The following is a 16,582-nucleotide window of genomic DNA, read 5'->3' on the forward strand; positions in this document are numbered from 1 at the left end:
ATTTTTTTAAAAAGATAAATCACCCGCAATTAATTTTCAGAAAATATTTACCCGTAACATAAAAAAAGCCCCGCAACCATAAGTTAGCGGGGCTTTTTTACCACGATATATTAAATTATTCCACTGTTACCGATTTTGCCAGGTTACGCGGCTGGTCCACGTCGGTGCCTTTAATCAGCGCCACGTGATATGCCAGCAGTTGCAGCGGAACGGTGTAGAAGATAGGGGCGATCACCTCTTCGACATGCGGCATCTCGATAATGTGCATGTTGTCGCTGCTGACAAAGCCCGCATCCTGATCGGCGAAAACATACAATTGGCCGCCACGCGCCCGGACTTCTTCGATGTTGGATTTCAGTTTTTCCAGCAGTTCGTTGTTCGGAGCCACCACAATAACCGGCATGTCCGCGTCAATCAGCGCCAGCGGACCGTGCTTCAGTTCGCCTGCCGCGTACGCTTCCGCATGGATATAAGAGATCTCTTTCAGCTTCAGCGCGCCTTCCAGCGCAATCGGATACTGATCGCCGCGCCCCAGGAATAACGCGTGATGCTTGTCAGAGAAGTCTTCTGCCAGCGCTTCAATGCGTTTGTCCTGCGACAACATCTGCTCAATGCGGCTCGGCAGCGCCTGCAGGCCGTGCACGATGTCATGCTCAATAGCGGCATCCAGTCCCTTCAGACGCGCCAGTTTCGCCACCAGCATCAGCAGAACGGTTAACTGCGTGGTAAACGCTTTGGTCGACGCCACGCCAATTTCAGTACCGGCATTGGTCATCATCGCCAGATCCGATTCACGTACCAGCGATGACCCCGGCACGTTACAGATAGCGAGCGAGCCAAGATAGCCCAGCTCTTTCGACAGGCGCAGGCCAGCCAGCGTGTCCGCCGTTTCGCCCGACTGCGACAGGGTGATCATCAGGCTGTTGCGACGTACGGCGGATTTGCGATAGCGGAACTCTGAGGCAATTTCGACATCGCAAGGAATGCCTGCCAGCGATTCAAACCAGTAACGAGAAACCATACCTGAGTTGTAAGACGTGCCGCAGGCGATGATCTGAATGTGCTCAACCTGCGCCAGCAGCTCGTTGGCTTTCGGTCCCAGCTCGCTCAGATCCACTTCACCGTGACTGATACGTCCGGTAAGGGTGTTCTTGATCGCATTCGGCTGTTCGTAGATCTCTTTTTGCATGTAGTGGCGGTAGATACCTTTATCACCCGCGTCATATTGCAGACTGGATTCGATATCCTGGCGCTGCACATCCGCACCGGTTTTATCAAAAATAGCGACGCTACGACGCGTCACTTCCGCGATATCGCCTTCTTCAAGGAAGATAAAGCGGCGAGTCACGGGCAGCAGCGCCAGCTGATCAGAGGCGATGAAGTTTTCGCCCATTCCCAGTCCGATCACCAGCGGGCTACCCGAGCGTGCCGCCAGCAGCGTATCCGGCTGGCGGGTATCCATGATTACCGTGCCGTATGCGCCGCGCAGTTGCGGGATCGCCCGCAGGACCGCTTCACGCAATGTACCGCCCTGTTCCAGCTCCCAGTGCACTAAGTGAGCAATCACTTCGGTGTCGGTTTCAGAAACGAAGGTGTAGCCGCGCGCTTTCAGCGTTTCGCGCAGCGGTTCATGGTTTTCAATGATGCCGTTATGCACCACCACAATGTGTTCAGAAACATGCGGATGCGCGTTTGCTTCTGAAGGTTCGCCGTGCGTTGCCCAGCGGGTGTGAGCGATGCCGGTACCGCCATGCAGCGGGTGTTCTTCCGCAGCCTGCGCCAGCATTTGCACTTTCCCCAGACGACGCAGACGGGTCATATGACCTTCCGCATCCACTACCGCCAGACCCGCAGAATCATAACCACGGTATTCCAGACGACGTAAACCTTCGAGAAGGATTTCAGCTACATCACGTTGCGCGATTGCGCCAACAATTCCACACATATTTTTTTGATTCCGAATCCAGGCATTATGCCTCTCGTTGTCTTTCGACCTGTATTTATCCTTCGTCTTTCACGCCGTGGCTGTGCTGGCCGTACGCTTTCGCCATGGGCATTTACTCAGATAAGCTCCCATTGACTCATTCGCTTGCCGCTTTGCCACAATGCGAAATCCTTAAGATAAAACCCGTCTTTCCGGGCGCCCCGAGCCTTGTAGAGAGTGGGGTTATTTTTATGGGTACTGCATGTTGGCGGGCGATATATTTTTATCGCCTCATCCCGTGTCTGCCGGATATCGCTAACGCTTAACTGGCCGACAAAATCACTTTTTCTTCACCGGACGCTGCCAGCCTTGCTTATGAACCTGCGGCACGCGGCTCAGCACCAGCTCGTTATCCGCGATATCACGCGTCACGGTCGTTCCTGCGGCGATGGTCGCTCCTTTGCCTACGCTCACCGGCGCCACCAGCTGCGTGTCAGAACCGACAAAGACATCGTCGCCAATGATAGTTTTAAATTTGTTCGCGCCATCGTAGTTGCAGGTAATCGTCCCCGCGCCGATATTCACATTGTCGCCAATTTCCGCATCGCCCAGATAGGTCAAATGACCCGCTTTAGAGCCTTTGCCCAGACGCGCTTTTTTCATTTCAACAAAATTGCCCACATGCGCGCCTTCCAGCAGCTCCGCTCCAGGACGCAGACGTGCGAACGGGCCAATGGTGCAGGCCGCTTCCAGATGCGCATCTTCCACCACGCTGTAGGGACTGATTTCGCAGTCATCGCCAATAACGCTGTTTTTAATCACACAGCCCGCGCCAATCTTCACGCGATGACCTAACGTCACCTTCCCTTCGATGATAACGTTAGTATCAATTTCAACATCGCGCCCGTGATTAAGGGCGCCGCGCAGATCAAAACGCGCCGGGTCACGTAACATCACGCCTGCCAGCAGCAGCTTTTCCGCCTGCTCGGACTGGTAAATACGCTCAAGTCGGGAAAGCTGCAGACGGTTGTTCACACCGTCGGTTTCACTGATGCGAGCCGGGTGCACGGCGGCGATTTCACGCCCTTCCTGGAACGCCATCGCAATAATATCGGTGATGTAGTACTCACCCTGCGCATTGTTATTGTTCAGTTTCGCCAGCCAGCGCTTCATGTCCGCGCCGTTAGCAATCAGGATACCGGTGTTGATTTCCTGGATCTGACGCTGTTCTTCAGTGGCGTCTTTATGTTCAACAATGCCGGTAACCTGACCGTTCTCACGCGTAATGCGCCCGTAACCGCTTGGGTCATCCAGTTTAACCGTGAGCAGACCAATGCCGCCCTGCGGTTTGGCGTCGCGCAGTCGGGTCAGCGTTTCAACGGAGATCAGCGGCACGTCGCCGTAGAGCATTAAAATGTCTTCGTCATCACTAAAGAAGGGCGCGGCCTGTTGCATCGCATGGCCGGTTCCCAGCTGTTCAGCCTGGAGTACCCAGTTAAGATTGTCATTTTTCAGCGTCTTTTTAAGCAGATCGCCACCGTGTCCATAGACCAGGTGAACCTGAGAAGCGCCTAATTCATTCGCCGCATCAATGACATGCTGGACCATCGCTTTACCGGCAAGGGTATGCAGCACTTTAGGAAGATCGGAATACATACGTGTGCCTTTGCCTGCGGCAAGGATCACTACGCTCATAGCTTTGTTCAACATACGCGTCCTGACTGTAATTTGAGAACGAATTTATACCGTTTCACTTTGAAAATACTACATTTTTTTCAGCGTGAAATGGGAAGAAGATAAAACGCTCATTATCGGACTTTCTCCGACGGCGAGAGCGACATTTTCGACCATTGACGCGGTTTTTGTCTTGCGAAAAGTCGCGTCGAACCTTGATTAAAGCGTTAGCACGATGTTTTTGCTATTTTTTTGAGACATAAAGAAAGATCGCGCCTGACGCCTGTTCCCCAGGCAAAAAAAAACCAGCCTGCAAAGAGACTGGTTTTTATGCTTTCAAGCCGGTGTTACATCGCTTTTTTGGTCAACTCGATAACGCGCAGTTTAGCGATCGCTTTGGCCAGTTCCGCAGACGCCTGAGCGTAATCCACGTCACCATGAGAGCTCTTAATGTGCTCCTCAGCCTTACGCTTCGCTTCCAGAGCTCGCGCTTCGTCGAGATCCTGGCCGCGAATCGCGGTATCAGCCAGAACGGTCACGCTACCCGGTTGCACTTCAAGAATGCCGCCGGACAGATAGATAAACTCTTCATGACCGTGCTGTTTAACGATGCGAATCATACCAGGCTTAATGGCGGTGAGCAGCGGGGCGTGACCCGGGTAAATACCCAGTTCACCTTCACTACCCGTTACCTGGATTTTCTCGACCAGACCAGAGAACATTTGTTGCTCTGCGCTGACGACGTCCAGGTGGTAAGTCATTGCCATATCACCCTCCGATTAAGGCGTTAAAGTTTTTTGGCTTTTTCCACGGCTTCGTCGATGGAACCGACCATGTAGAACGCCTGCTCCGGCAGGTGATCGTATTCGCCTTCCATGATGCCTTTAAAGCCACGGATGGTGTCTTTCAGAGAAACGTATTTACCCGGAGAACCGGTGAATACTTCCGCCACGAAGAACGGCTGGGACAGGAAGCGCTGGATCTTACGTGCGCGAGCTACCACCAGTTTATCTTCTTCAGACAGTTCATCCATACCCAGGATGGCGATGATGTCTTTCAGTTCCTGGTAACGTTGCAGGATAGACTGGACGCCGCGCGCGGTGTCGTAGTGCTCCTGACCAACCACCAGCGGGTCCAGCTGACGGCTGGTGGAGTCCAGCGGGTCAACGGCCGGGTAGATACCCAGAGACGCGATCTGACGGCTCAGTACCACGGTTGCATCTAAGTGCGCAAAGGTGGTGGCTGGTGATGGGTCAGTCAAGTCATCCGCCGGTACGTATACCGCCTGAACGGAGGTGATAGAACCGGTTTTGGTTGAGGTGATACGTTCCTGCAGAACACCCATCTCTTCCGCCAGAGTCGGCTGATAACCTACCGCTGAAGGCATACGACCCAGCAGTGCGGATACTTCCGTACCGGCCAGGGTGTAACGATAGATGTTATCGACGAACAGCAGAACGTCACGACCTTCGTCACGGAACTTCTCAGCCATGGTCAGACCGGTCAGTGCGACGCGCAGACGGTTTCCAGGCGGCTCGTTCATCTGGCCGTACACCAGGGATACTTTGTCGATAACGTTGGAGTCGGTCATTTCGTGGTAGAAGTCGTTACCCTCACGAGTACGTTCACCCACGCCCGCAAACACAGAGTAACCGGAGTGCTCGATCGCGATGTTACGGATCAGCTCCATCATGTTTACGGTTTTACCTACGCCCGCACCACCGAACAGACCGACTTTACCGCCCTTCGCGAACGGACACATCAGGTCGATAACTTTGATGCCGGTTTCCAGCAGTTCCTGAGAGTTAGACAACTCTTCATAGGACGGCGCGGCACGGTGGATAGCCCAACGCTCTTCTTCACCGATGTCGCCTTTCATGTCTACTGGTTCGCCCAGTACGTTCATGATACGACCCAGCGTTGCTTTACCTACCGGGACTTCGATCGGGTGCTCAAGGTCTTTTACTTCCAGACCACGACGCAGACCGTCGGAAGAACCCATGGCGATGGTACGTACAATACCGCCACCGAGCTGCTGCTGAACTTCCAGCACCAGACGCTCATTACCATTCTGTACCTCAAGGGCGTCGTACACGCGCGGTACGGCATCCTGAGGGAACTCGACGTCAACTACGGCGCCGATTACCTGGACAATTTTTCCAGTAGCCATCTTGAATCCTCTACGAAATAACCTGGTTAAACCGCGGCGGCCCCCGAGACGATCTCGGTGAGTTCCTGAGTAATGCTGGCCTGACGAGCTTTGTTGTATACCAACTGCAGCTCTTTAATCAGGCTGCCGCCATTGTCGGTCGCGGCTTTCATCGCCACCATACGGGCGGCCTGCTCGCTGGCCAGGTTTTCTACCACGCCCTGATAAACCTGAGATTCCACATAACGACGCAGGAGGGTATCCAGCAGCGCTTTCGGGTCTGGTTCGTACAGGTAATCCCAGGCTTTACGTTTCAGTTCATCATCTTCTGAAGCCGGTAACGGCAGCATCTGAGTGATGGTTGGAACCTGAGACATGGTGTTAATAAATTTGTTGCTGACAATGTACAGCTTGTCCAGACGGCCTTCGTCGTAGGCCTGCAACATCACTTTAACCGGGCCGATCAGTTCGGACAGGGAAGGGTTATCCCCCATGCCCGTTACCTGGGCGACAACGTTGCCGCCAACGGAGTTAAAGAAAGACACGCCTTTTGAGCCGATCATTGCGAGGTCGCACTGAACGCCTTTATCGGACCATGCTTTCATATCCGCCAGCAGTTTTTTGAACAGGTTAATGTTCAAGCCGCCGCACAGACCACGGTCGGTCGACACCACCAGGTAGCCCACGCGCTTAACGTCGCGTTCTTCCAGATAGGGGTGCTTATATTCCAGATTACCGTTCGCAAGGTGACCAATCACTTTGCGCATGGTATCTGCATAAGGACGGCTGGCCGCCATGCGATCCTGCGATTTACGCATTTTGGAAGCGGCGACCATTTCCATCGCTTTAGTGATCTTTTGCGTGTTCTGGACGCTTGCGATCTTACTACGTATCTCTTTTGCGCCGGCCATGAGCTTCTCCTCAATGCCTTGCGGCCCGCCTTAAGGCAGGCCGCCAGACGTTACCAGGATTGGGTTGCTTTGAAGGAATCGAGGATGCCTTTCAGCTTGCCTTCGATTTCGTCGTTATAGCCACCGGACTGGTTGATCTCTTGCATCAACGGAGCGTGATCACGGTCGACGTAAGCCAGCAGAGCGGCTTCGAAGCTACCGATTTTCGCCAGTTCTACATCCGCCAGATAACCACGTTCTGCCGCGAACAGAACCAGAGACTGCTGCGCAACGGACATCGGCGCATACTGTTTCTGTTTCAGCAGTTCGGTCACTTTCTGACCGTGGTCAAGCTGTTTACGGGTTGCATCGTCAAGGTCAGAGGCGAACTGGGAGAATGCTGCCAGTTCACGGTACTGCGCCAGCGCGGTACGAATACCACCGGACAGTTTCTTCATGATCTTGGTCTGCGCTGCGCCACCTACACGGGATACGGAGATACCGGGGTTAACCGCAGGACGAATACCGGCGTTAAACAGGTTGGTTTCCAGGAAGATCTGACCATCGGTAATGGAGATTACGTTGGTCGGAACGAACGCGGAAACGTCACCTGCCTGCGTTTCGATAATCGGCAGCGCGGTCAGAGAACCGGTTTTCCCTTTCACTTCACCTTTGGTGAAGGCTTCAACGTATTCGGCGTTAACACGCGCAGCACGTTCCAGCAGACGGGAGTGGAGGTAGAATACGTCGCCCGGGAATGCTTCACGTCCAGGCGGACGACGGAGCAGCAGGGAGATCTGACGATAAGCAACAGCCTGTTTGGACAGGTCATCATAGATGATCAGCGCATCTTCGCCGCGGTCACGGAAGTATTCGCCCATTGCGCAACCGGCATACGGCGCCAGGTATTGCAGTGCGGCAGATTCAGACGCGGTCGCGACCACCACGATGGTGTTGGACAGCGCGCCGTGTTCTTCCAGTTTGCGCACCACGTTAGAGATGGTGGAGGCTTTCTGGCCGATAGCGACGTAAACACACTTGATGCCGGAATCACGCTGGTTGATGATGGCGTCGATTGCCAGCGCGGTTTTACCGGTCTGACGGTCACCGATGATCAATTCACGCTGACCACGACCGATTGGGATCATGGCGTCAACGGATTTATAACCGGTCTGTACCGGCTGATCGACGGACTGACGTTCGATAACGCCCGGAGCGATAGCTTCAACTGCAGAGAAGCCGTCGTGCTCAACCGGACCTTTACCGTCGATTGGCGCACCCAGGGTGTTAACCACACGGCCCAGCAGGCCACGGCCTACCGGAACTTCCAGGATACGACCCGTACATTTCACCTTCATGCCTTCGGCGAGGTCAGCGTACGGACCCATCACCACCGCACCCACGGAGTCGCGCTCCAGGTTCAATGCGATAGCGTAACGGTTACCCGGCAGGGAGATCATTTCACCCTGCATACAATCGGCCAGGCCGTGAATACGGATAACACCGTCACTTACAGAAACAATAGTACCTTCGTTGTGAGCTTCACTCACAACATTGAACTGAGCAATGCGCTGCTTGATCAGTTCGCTGATTTCGGTGGAATTCAGTTGCATGCTCCAGTCCCCTTAAGACTGCAAGACGTCTGCAAGGCGCTCAAGACGGCCGCGTACGCTGCCATCTATGACCATATCACCCGAGCGGATGATTACGCCTGCCATTACAGACTTATCGATTTTGCAATTCAGCTTAACTTTGCGTGACAGACGTTTTTCCATCGCAGCGCTAATCTTCGCAAGCTGTTCTTCACTCAGTGCGGTCGCGGACGTGACTTCTACCTCAGAGATAGACTCACTCGCGGCGCGCAGGTGAATGAACTGCTCAAGAACATCCGGGAGCGCGTTCAGACGGTTATTCTCAGCCATGACCCGAATCAGGTTCTGACCGTTTTCGTCCAGTTGCTCACCGCATACTGCGATAAACGACTCAGCGAGCGTTTCCGACGCCAGCGCGCCAGAGAGAAGCTCAGCCATTTGTTCGTTTTTCGTTACCTCGGCGGCAAACGCCAGCATGTCCTGCCAGCGCTCTACACTTTGGTGTTCGACGGCAAAGTCAAAAGCTGCTTTGGCGTAGGGGCGAGCTACCGTAACAAATTCAGACATCAGCCCCTCCCTCCTTACAGTTCAGCGACAAGTTTATCCACGATGTCGCTGTTAGCAGCTTCATCCACGGAACGTTCGATGATCTTCTCGGCGCCAGCAACAGCCAGGATAGCAACTTGCTTACGCAGCTCTTCACGGGCACGTTTACGCTCGGCTTCAATTTCCGCCTGCGCCTGGGCCACGATTTTAGTACGTTCCTGCTCTGCTTCCGTTTTGGCTTCGTCCAGGATCTGAGCGCGGCGTTTGTTCGCCTGCTCGATGATTACCTGAGCTTCCGCCTTCGCTTTTTTCAGCTGGTCGGTCGCGCTGGCCTTTGCAAGGTCAAGATCCTTATGTGCTCGTTCTGCAGAAGCAAGGCCGTCAGCAATTTCTTTTTGACGCTTCTCGATGGCAGCCATTAACGGCGGCCATACGTACTTCATGCAGAACAGAACGAACAGGACAAACGCGATGGCCTGGCCGAGGATTGTTGCGTTAAGATTCACAGCACAATGCCTCTATCTAGTTAACGTTCTGATATTGCTCTTAATTCAAGCAACGCTTACTACGCGACAGCGAACATCACGTACAGACCCAGACCTACAGCGATCATCGGGATAGCATCCACCAGACCCATAACGATAAAGAACTGAGTACGCAGCAGAGGAATCAGATCAGGTTGACGCGCTGCGCCTTCCAGGAATTTACCCCCGAGGATGCCGATACCGATCGCAGCACCGATTGCCGCCAGACCCATCATCACAGCGGCAGCCATGTACAGCAGATCCATATTCAGGTTTTCCATGACAGTCTCCAGTTTGTTTCAGTTAAAACGTAGTAGTGTTGGTAAATTAATGCTCTTCAGACGCCATCGACAGATAGACGATCGTCAGAACCATGAAGATGAAGGCTTGCAGCGTAATAATCAGGATGTGGAAAATGGCCCACGGCACATTCAGGATCCACTGTGACCACCACGGCAACAGACCAGCAATCAGAATGAAAATCAGCTCACCGGCATACATGTTGCCGAACAGTCGCAGACCGAGAGAAACCGGTTTGGACAGCAGACTTACCCCTTCAAGGATTAAGTTGACAGGGATGAACGCCCAGTGATTGAACGGCTGCAGCGTCAACTCTTTCGTGAAGCCGCCGATGCCTTTCATTTTGATGCTGTAGAACAGAATGAGGATAAATACGCCGAGCGCCATAGACAGGGTGATGTTCACGTCAGCAGACGGGACCACACGCAGTGCCGGCAGACCGAGCCAGTGCTCCGCGATGTACGGCAACAGGTCGATAGGCAGTAAGTCCATCAGGTTCATCAGGAATACCCAGACGAAGATCGTCAGGGCCAGCGGCGCAATCAGCTTGCTTTTGCCATGGTACATGTCTTTCACGCTACCATGCACAAAGCCGATCACCAGCTCAATCGCGGTCTGAAACTTGCCTGGTACGCCGCTGGTTGCCTTCTTGGCCACGCTACGGAACATAAGCAGGAACAACAGACCCAGCACCACCGAGAAAAACATGGAGTCAATATTGAGCGTCCAGAAGGTGGCTGGGGGGTTATGCGGATCCACCAGCGAGAATGTACGCAGGTCCAGCTGAAGGTTGTTCAGGTGGTGTCCTATGTAATCCTGCGGCGTCATATTTTCTGAAGCCATGATGCCTTTTACCCTTTGTTGTTAATTACAGCCGGCGCCAGTATCTGAACCACCAGCACCAAAACCCACGTAACGATCAGCGGCAAAAAAACCGCCTTCAAAACCGCCAGCGCCACCACCAGCAATATCAACATCGCTAACACCTTGAAGGCTTCACCGAAGGCGAACGTCCAGGCCACTCGGCCCTTAGCAGGTGTATGCGCCTGGTGACGCCAGGCAAATATCATAAACAACACGTTAGGCAGAAAGACTGCCATACCTCCGCAAAATGCGGAAGTGCCCCAGAAGGGGTCTTTGAGGCTGAACAGCAATCCACTTGCCACTACCGCCAGAAACTGAATGAACAGAAGCTTACGAGCAACGTTTCGACTCAAGAGCGACACAGACATCACGTTTTTAACTCCTGCTCCCTACGAGGTATGCCGCGTGTCGTATAAAACGTTCTTTAAGGCTTAGAGTCAAGCATCAAAAAGCGGACAAATTATACGGTGCGCCCTCGTGATTTCAAACAATAAGTAGCTAAAAGGTGAATAAATGTTTAAATATTTTTCGACAGGCCACATTTATTACTTTTTGCCAAACTGTGAACGTTCAAGCAAAACTGCAAATGCCGCGTAAACACTGGCGATAAAGCGTGCTTCAGATCACATATTGAGCATATTCGCCCCGACGCCATATATTTACTTGGCAAATGATGCCATTTCAACTTTCTGATATTTAAGCCTAAATTTACTCACTGTTTTAAAAACGGCAGCTTACACCTCGAAAACCTACCATTGACATTTTTAATAAAAACTTAACATGCCATTTTAATTGGTAGCCTCGATTTTTAGCAGGCTGATATTTTCCATGTTGACTAATTTTGTCTTTACCAAAAAAAGCCACGTTACCCAAGTGCTAACAGTCAGTGAAGATGGCGTTAAGCATACTCCGTTTTCGCGCTCCAAATGACGCCGCCTGTTAACACGCAACCGGGCCATTTTTCTTTAATTTTTTTGATAAAAATTAAATTTTATTTGGCTTAATCACCACCAGATGACGCTCGCCTTCCAACTGCGGCACCGCCAGTTTGACAATGGAATCAACCTGGAACGGCGCAGGCAACGCGGCGATTTCATCCTCTGGCAGGAGCCCCTTCAACGCATAGAAACGGCCATTCTCGCCAGGCAAATGGCGACACCAGCTCACCATGTCATTGAGTGAGGCGAACGCGCGACTGATCACCCCGTCAAACGGCGGTTCAGCGGGGAAATCTTCAACGCGGCTCTGGACCGGGGTGATATTTTTGAGCGCAAGCTCATGCTGTACCTGGCGCAGGAAACGAACCCGCTTCCCCAGGCTGTCGAGCAGGGTGAAATGCGATTCAGGACGGACGATGGACAACGGAATACCCGGCAGCCCAGGGCCTGTCCCCACATCGATAAAACGCTCGCCCTGCAAATGCGGCGCAACCACAATGCTGTCGAGAATATGACGGACCAGCATCTCGTTAGGATCGCGCACTGAGGTCAGGTTGTAGGCTTTGTTCCATTTATGCAGCATGTCGACATACGCAATCAGCTGATTTTTCTGGTGATCGGTAAGCGAAATGCCAGCGTCAGCCAGCAGGCGAGAGAGTTTATTGAGCACGGTGATTACCTGTTGAGATGCTTACGTGGCGGGTGGCACCTGGCTAACCCGCCCTACGGGTTTGTAGGCCCGGTAAGCGTAGCACCACCGGGCGTTTTTCAAAACGTTATGCGCTGCGGCGCAGCATTCCCTGTTTTTTCAGCCATACCAACAGGATGGAGATCGCCGCCGGCGTCACGCCAGAAATGCGCGAAGCCTGACCGATAGAGACCGGTTTGTGATCGTTAAGCTTGGCGATCACTTCGTTCGACAGCCCGGAGACCTGACGGTAATCCAGGGTCGCAGGCAGCAGCGTGTTCTCGTTGCGCAGTTGTTTTTCGATCTCATCCTGCTGACGGGCGATATACCCTTCATATTTCACCTGAATTTCAACCTGCTCAGCGGCCTGAACATCGTCAAGCGCAGGCGCAAACGGCGTCAGCGCGGTAAGCTGTTGGTAGGTCATTTCCGGGCGGCGCAGCAGGTCTTCACCACTGGCTTCACGGGAGAGCGGCGCGGTCAGGTGAGCGTTGACTTCGTCCGCGGTTTCCGCTGTCGGCGTTACCCAGGTGGATTTCAGGCGCTGGCGTTCACGCTCAATATTTTCCAGCTTCTCGTTAAAACGCGCCCAGCGTTCATCATCCACCAGCCCCAGCTCACGGCCCATTTCAGTCAGGCGCAGGTCGGCGTTGTCTTCACGCAGCATCAGGCGGTATTCCGCACGAGAAGTAAACATGCGGTACGGCTCTTTGGTACCCAGCGTACACAGATCGTCCACCAGCACGCCGAGGTAGGCCTGAGAACGCGCAGGCGCCCAGCCCTCTTTGTCAGCAGACAGACGAGCCGCGTTAAGACCTGCAAGCAAACCTTGCGCAGCCGCTTCTTCGTAGCCGGTGGTACCGTTGATTTGGCCCGCAAAAAACAGCCCCAGGATGAATTTACTTTCCAGCGTCGGCTTCAGGTCACGCGGATCGAAGAAGTCATATTCAATGGCGTAACCCGGACGGACGATTTTGGCATTTTCCATGCCCTGCATTGAGCGAACAATTTGCATCTGCACATCAAACGGCAGGCTGGTGGAGATGCCGTTCGGGTAAATCTCGTTGGAGGTCAGTCCTTCAGGTTCGAGGAAGATCTGATGCTGATTACGATCGGCGAAGCGCATAACCTTGTCTTCGATCGACGGGCAGTAACGTGGGCCGATCCCTTCGATCACGCCAGCGTACATTGGGCTACGATCGAGGTTATTACGGATCACATCATGGGTTTTCTCGTTGGTGTGGGTGATGTAGCACGGCACCTGCTGCGGATGTTGCGCCGCATTGCCCATAAACGAGAAGACTGGCATCGGGTTGTCGCCATGCTGCTGCGCCAGCACGCTGAAATCAATGGTGCGCGCATCAATACGTGGCGGTGTGCCGGTTTTGAGACGGCTCACGCGCAGCGGCAGTTCCCGCAGGCGGCGGGAAAGGGGGATAGACGGCGGATCGCCCGCACGGCCACCGCTGTAGTTATCCAGACCAATATGTATTTTGCCGTCAAGGAACGTTCCGACGGTGAGAACGACCGCTTTCGCACGGAATTTAAGCCCCATTTGGGTTACTGCGCCAACCACACGATCGTTTTCGACAATCAGATCTTCAACCGCTTGCTGGAAGATCATCAGGTTCGGTTGGTTCTCCAGCGCCGTTCGCACCGCCTGGCGATACAGAACGCGATCCGCCTGGGCGCGCGTGGCGCGAACCGCGGGCCCTTTGCTGGCGTTTAGTATCCTAAACTGAATACCCGCCTGGTCGATCGCTTTTGCCATCAACCCCCCGAGCGCATCCACTTCTTTTACCAGGTGTCCCTTTCCAATACCGCCAATCGCCGGGTTGCAGCTCATCTGCCCCAGCGTGTCGATATTGTGTGTCAAAAGCAGGGTTTGTTGACCCATACGCGCTGCGGCCATCGCGGCCTCAGTGCCTGCATGACCCCCGCCAATGATAATGACGTCAAAAGGATCCGGATAAAACATGGTAATTGCCTCGCATAACGCGGTATGAAAATGGATTGAAGCCCGGGCGGTGGATTCTACTCAACTTTAGCCGATGGAGAAAGTCCCGGGATCCTGGGTATTAAAAAGAAGATCTTTTTATTTAGAGATCTGTTCTATTGTGATCTCTTATTAGGATCGCGCCAGACTGTGGATAAGCCGGATCCCGCCAGTAAGATCAATGGCCTGGTAAGGATCATTAGCTGTGAATGATCGGTGATCCTGGTCCGTATAAGCTGGGATCAGAATGAAGGGTTATGCACAACTCAAAAACTGAACAACGGTTATTCTTTGGATAACTACCGGTTGATCCAAGCTTCCTGACAGAGTTATCCACACTCGATCGCTCGATCTTTACACTTATTTGAGTAAATTAATCCACGATCCCAGCCAGGCTTCCGCTGGATCTTCCGGTATGTCGTGATCGAGAATGTTGATCTTCAGCGTTTCGCCAAGCTGTTTTGCTCCTGCGCCCTTCATTTCTGTTTCTATCTTTTCGATTGCGCCACAGAAAGTGTCATATTCGCGGCTACCGATGCCCACTGCGCCAAAACGAACCTGTGAGAGATCGGGAGTCTGCGCCTGAAGATCGTCATAGAAAGGCACCAGGTTGTCCGGAATGTCCCCTGCGCCATGTGTGGAACTGATTATCAGCCAGATCCCGGAGAGTGAGAGATCCTCTAATAGCGGGCCGTGCAGGGTTTCGGTTGAAAAACCGGCGTCTTCCAGCTTTTCTGCCAGGTGTTCCGCTACGTATTCCGCACCGCCAAGGGTGCTGCCGCTGATAAGGGTAATATCTGCCATGGATCGCTCGCTCATCTAAAGAGGCGGGTATTGTACGCTGTGAGCGAGCTGGGATCTACCTGTGGAAAAATGTGGGATTAAAAAAGCCGTTCATGGCTTGATGGTGCGCATAATCGGGTTCTGCAAGACGATCAGCGTTTCGGTGGACTGAATTTCATCAATTGTTTGGATCTTGTTGATAAGTACATGCTGGAGCGCGTCGATCGATTTGCACATGACCTTTATAAAGATGCTGTAGTGCCCGGTGGTGTAATACGCTTCAGTGACCTCATCAAGACTTTCCAGCCTGGCCAGCGCAGAGGGATAGTCTTTCGCGCTTTTAAGGATAATGCCGATGAAGCAGCCAACGTCATAACCCAACTGTTTAGGACTGACATCGATGCGTGCGCCGGTGATGATCCCTGCCTGCTTCATCTTTTCTACACGTACGTGAATGGTCCCGGGACTTACGCCAAACTGTTTTGCCAGTTCGGCGTAGGCGGTGCGGGCATTTTCCATTAAAGCGTCGAGGATGCCGCGGTCCAGATTGTCGATCTGATAATTTTCCATAGGTTTTTCTTATGTTGATTAATGATTCACTCTATTTTAGACCCGATTTTTATCGAATTAAAATCGGCAACGGCTTTTTGTTTGTGGATTATTGAATAATGACCGCATTCTGTTGCTTAATCAGAGGCAACAGGACGCAGGAGTAAATACAATGAAAACCGCTTATATCGCCAAACAACGTCAAATTAGCTTCGTGAAATCGCACTTCTCTCGCCAGTTGGAAGAGCGTCTGGGTCTGATTGAAGTCCAGGCGCCGATTCTCAGCCGGGTTGGTGATGGCACGCAGGATAACTTGTCAGGCTGTGAAAAAGCGGTACAGGTTAAAGTGAAGGCGTTGCCTGAAGCCCAGTTTGAAGTGGTGCATTCACTGGCCAAGTGGAAACGTCAGACACTGGGACAACACGACTTCAGCGCGGGCGAAGGGCTGTACACGCACATGAAAGCGCTGCGCCCGGATGAAGACCGACTTTCCCCGCTTCACTCGGTCTATGTCGATCAGTGGGACTGGGAGCGCGTCATGGGTGACGGCGAGCGTCAATTCTCCACCCTGAAAAGCACGGTAGAGGCGATCTGGGCAGGGATTAAGACGACCGAAGCTGCCGTAAGCAAAGAGTTTGGTCTGGCGCCGTTCCTGCCGGATCAGATCCAGTTTGTTCATAGCCAGGAATTGCTGGCGCGTTACCCGGATCTCGATGCCAAAGGCCGCGAGCGGGCGATCGCCAAAGAACTGGGCGCAGTATTTCTGGTCGGCATTGGCGGGAAACTGAGCGACGGTCATCGTCACGACGTTCGCGCCCCGGATTACGACGACTGGAGTTCCGATTCCGATCTGGGCTATGCCGGTCTGAACGGCGATATTCTGGTGTGGAACCCGGTTCTTGAAGACGCTTTTGAGCTGTCTTCAATGGGGATCCGCGTTGATGCCGACGCGCTGAAACGCCAGCTTAAACTGACCGGCGATGAAGATCGTCTGAGCCTGGAGTGGCACCAGGCGCTGTTGCGCGGTGAAATGCCGCAAACTATCGGCGGTGGTATCGGCCAGTCCCGTCTGACCATGTTGTTACTGCAACTGCCGCACATTGGTCAGGTTCAGTGCGGCGTGTGGCCAGCGCAGGTGCGTGAAAGCGTCTCGTCTCTGCTGTAA

The 16,582-nt window shown here is 53.2% G+C and carries 16 protein-coding genes; 1 reads left to right on the forward strand and 15 read right to left on the reverse strand.

Annotation, left to right across the window (positions count from 1 at the left end):
• Nucleotides 1-115 precede the first annotated feature (115 nt).
• The 15 genes from glmS to asnC form a co-directional block, all read right to left on the reverse strand.
• Nucleotides 116-1,945 carry a glutamine--fructose-6-phosphate transaminase (isomerizing) gene (gene glmS, locus CSE01S_RS09455; protein ID WP_042287315.1) on the reverse strand — a complete coding sequence of 610 codons (1,830 nt, stop codon included), beginning with the start codon at nucleotides 1,943-1,945 and terminating at the stop codon, nucleotides 116-118.
• Nucleotides 1,946-2,263: 318 nt separating this feature from the next.
• Complete coding sequence (gene glmU / locus CSE01S_RS09460; RefSeq protein WP_042287317.1) at nucleotides 2,264-3,634, reverse strand: bifunctional UDP-N-acetylglucosamine diphosphorylase/glucosamine-1-phosphate N-acetyltransferase GlmU; 1,371 nt, start codon at nucleotides 3,632-3,634, stop codon at nucleotides 2,264-2,266.
• Between the two features lie 311 nt (nucleotides 3,635-3,945).
• Entirely contained in the window at nucleotides 3,946-4,365 is a 420-nt protein-coding gene (locus tag CSE01S_RS09465; protein WP_001251971.1) for a F0F1 ATP synthase subunit epsilon, read from the reverse strand.
• A gap of 20 nt (nucleotides 4,366-4,385) precedes the next feature.
• A complete protein-coding gene (gene atpD / locus CSE01S_RS09470) occupies nucleotides 4,386-5,768 on the reverse strand; it encodes a F0F1 ATP synthase subunit beta (RefSeq protein ID WP_042287321.1) in 1,383 nt (460 codons plus the stop codon).
• A 26-nt stretch (nucleotides 5,769-5,794) separates the two neighbouring features.
• Complete coding sequence (gene atpG, locus CSE01S_RS09475) at nucleotides 5,795-6,658, reverse strand: F0F1 ATP synthase subunit gamma (RefSeq protein WP_042287324.1); 864 nt, start codon at nucleotides 6,656-6,658, stop codon at nucleotides 5,795-5,797.
• Nucleotides 6,659-6,708: 50 nt separating this feature from the next.
• Nucleotides 6,709-8,250, reverse strand: coding sequence for a F0F1 ATP synthase subunit alpha (atpA, locus tag CSE01S_RS09480; protein WP_042287327.1), 1,542 nt, complete (start codon nucleotides 8,248-8,250; stop codon nucleotides 6,709-6,711).
• A gap of 12 nt (nucleotides 8,251-8,262) precedes the next feature.
• Nucleotides 8,263-8,796, reverse strand: a complete 534-nt coding sequence (gene atpH / locus CSE01S_RS09485) for a F0F1 ATP synthase subunit delta (protein WP_042287330.1) — start codon at nucleotides 8,794-8,796, stop codon at nucleotides 8,263-8,265.
• A 14-nt stretch (nucleotides 8,797-8,810) separates the two neighbouring features.
• Nucleotides 8,811-9,281, reverse strand: coding sequence for a F0F1 ATP synthase subunit B (gene atpF / locus CSE01S_RS09490; protein ID WP_003023796.1), 471 nt, complete (start codon nucleotides 9,279-9,281; stop codon nucleotides 8,811-8,813).
• Between the two features lie 59 nt (nucleotides 9,282-9,340).
• On the reverse strand, nucleotides 9,341-9,580 hold the full coding sequence (atpE, locus tag CSE01S_RS09495) for a F0F1 ATP synthase subunit C (RefSeq protein ID WP_000429386.1): 240 nt from the start codon (nucleotides 9,578-9,580) through the stop codon (nucleotides 9,341-9,343).
• A gap of 46 nt (nucleotides 9,581-9,626) precedes the next feature.
• Complete coding sequence (gene atpB, locus CSE01S_RS09500) at nucleotides 9,627-10,442, reverse strand: F0F1 ATP synthase subunit A (RefSeq protein WP_042287334.1); 816 nt, start codon at nucleotides 10,440-10,442, stop codon at nucleotides 9,627-9,629.
• An 8-nt stretch (nucleotides 10,443-10,450) separates the two neighbouring features.
• Nucleotides 10,451-10,831 (reverse strand): F0F1 ATP synthase subunit I, encoded by a 381-nt coding sequence (gene atpI, locus CSE01S_RS09505; protein WP_042287337.1) that lies wholly within the window; start codon nucleotides 10,829-10,831, stop codon nucleotides 10,451-10,453.
• A gap of 616 nt (nucleotides 10,832-11,447) precedes the next feature.
• Nucleotides 11,448-12,071, reverse strand: coding sequence for a 16S rRNA (guanine(527)-N(7))-methyltransferase RsmG (gene rsmG / locus CSE01S_RS09510; RefSeq protein WP_042287339.1), 624 nt, complete (start codon nucleotides 12,069-12,071; stop codon nucleotides 11,448-11,450).
• A gap of 106 nt (nucleotides 12,072-12,177) precedes the next feature.
• On the reverse strand, nucleotides 12,178-14,067 hold the full coding sequence (mnmG, locus tag CSE01S_RS09515) for a tRNA uridine-5-carboxymethylaminomethyl(34) synthesis enzyme MnmG (RefSeq protein WP_042287342.1): 1,890 nt from the start codon (nucleotides 14,065-14,067) through the stop codon (nucleotides 12,178-12,180).
• 378 nt (nucleotides 14,068-14,445) lie between these two features.
• A complete protein-coding gene (mioC, locus tag CSE01S_RS09520; protein ID WP_042287345.1) occupies nucleotides 14,446-14,889 on the reverse strand; it encodes an FMN-binding protein MioC in 444 nt (147 codons plus the stop codon).
• Nucleotides 14,890-14,979: 90 nt separating this feature from the next.
• Nucleotides 14,980-15,438 carry a transcriptional regulator AsnC gene (asnC, locus tag CSE01S_RS09525; protein ID WP_000433016.1) on the reverse strand — a complete coding sequence of 153 codons (459 nt, stop codon included), beginning with the start codon at nucleotides 15,436-15,438 and terminating at the stop codon, nucleotides 14,980-14,982.
• A 151-nt stretch (nucleotides 15,439-15,589) separates the two neighbouring features.
• Here asnC and asnA point away from each other — a divergent pair, with 151 nt between their 5' ends.
• Entirely contained in the window at nucleotides 15,590-16,582 is a 993-nt protein-coding gene (gene asnA, locus CSE01S_RS09530; RefSeq protein WP_042287349.1) for an aspartate--ammonia ligase, read from the forward strand.

The sequence above is a fragment of the Citrobacter sedlakii NBRC 105722 genome (assembly GCF_000759835.1).
Taxonomy (GTDB): domain Bacteria; phylum Pseudomonadota; class Gammaproteobacteria; order Enterobacterales; family Enterobacteriaceae; genus Citrobacter_A; species Citrobacter_A sedlakii.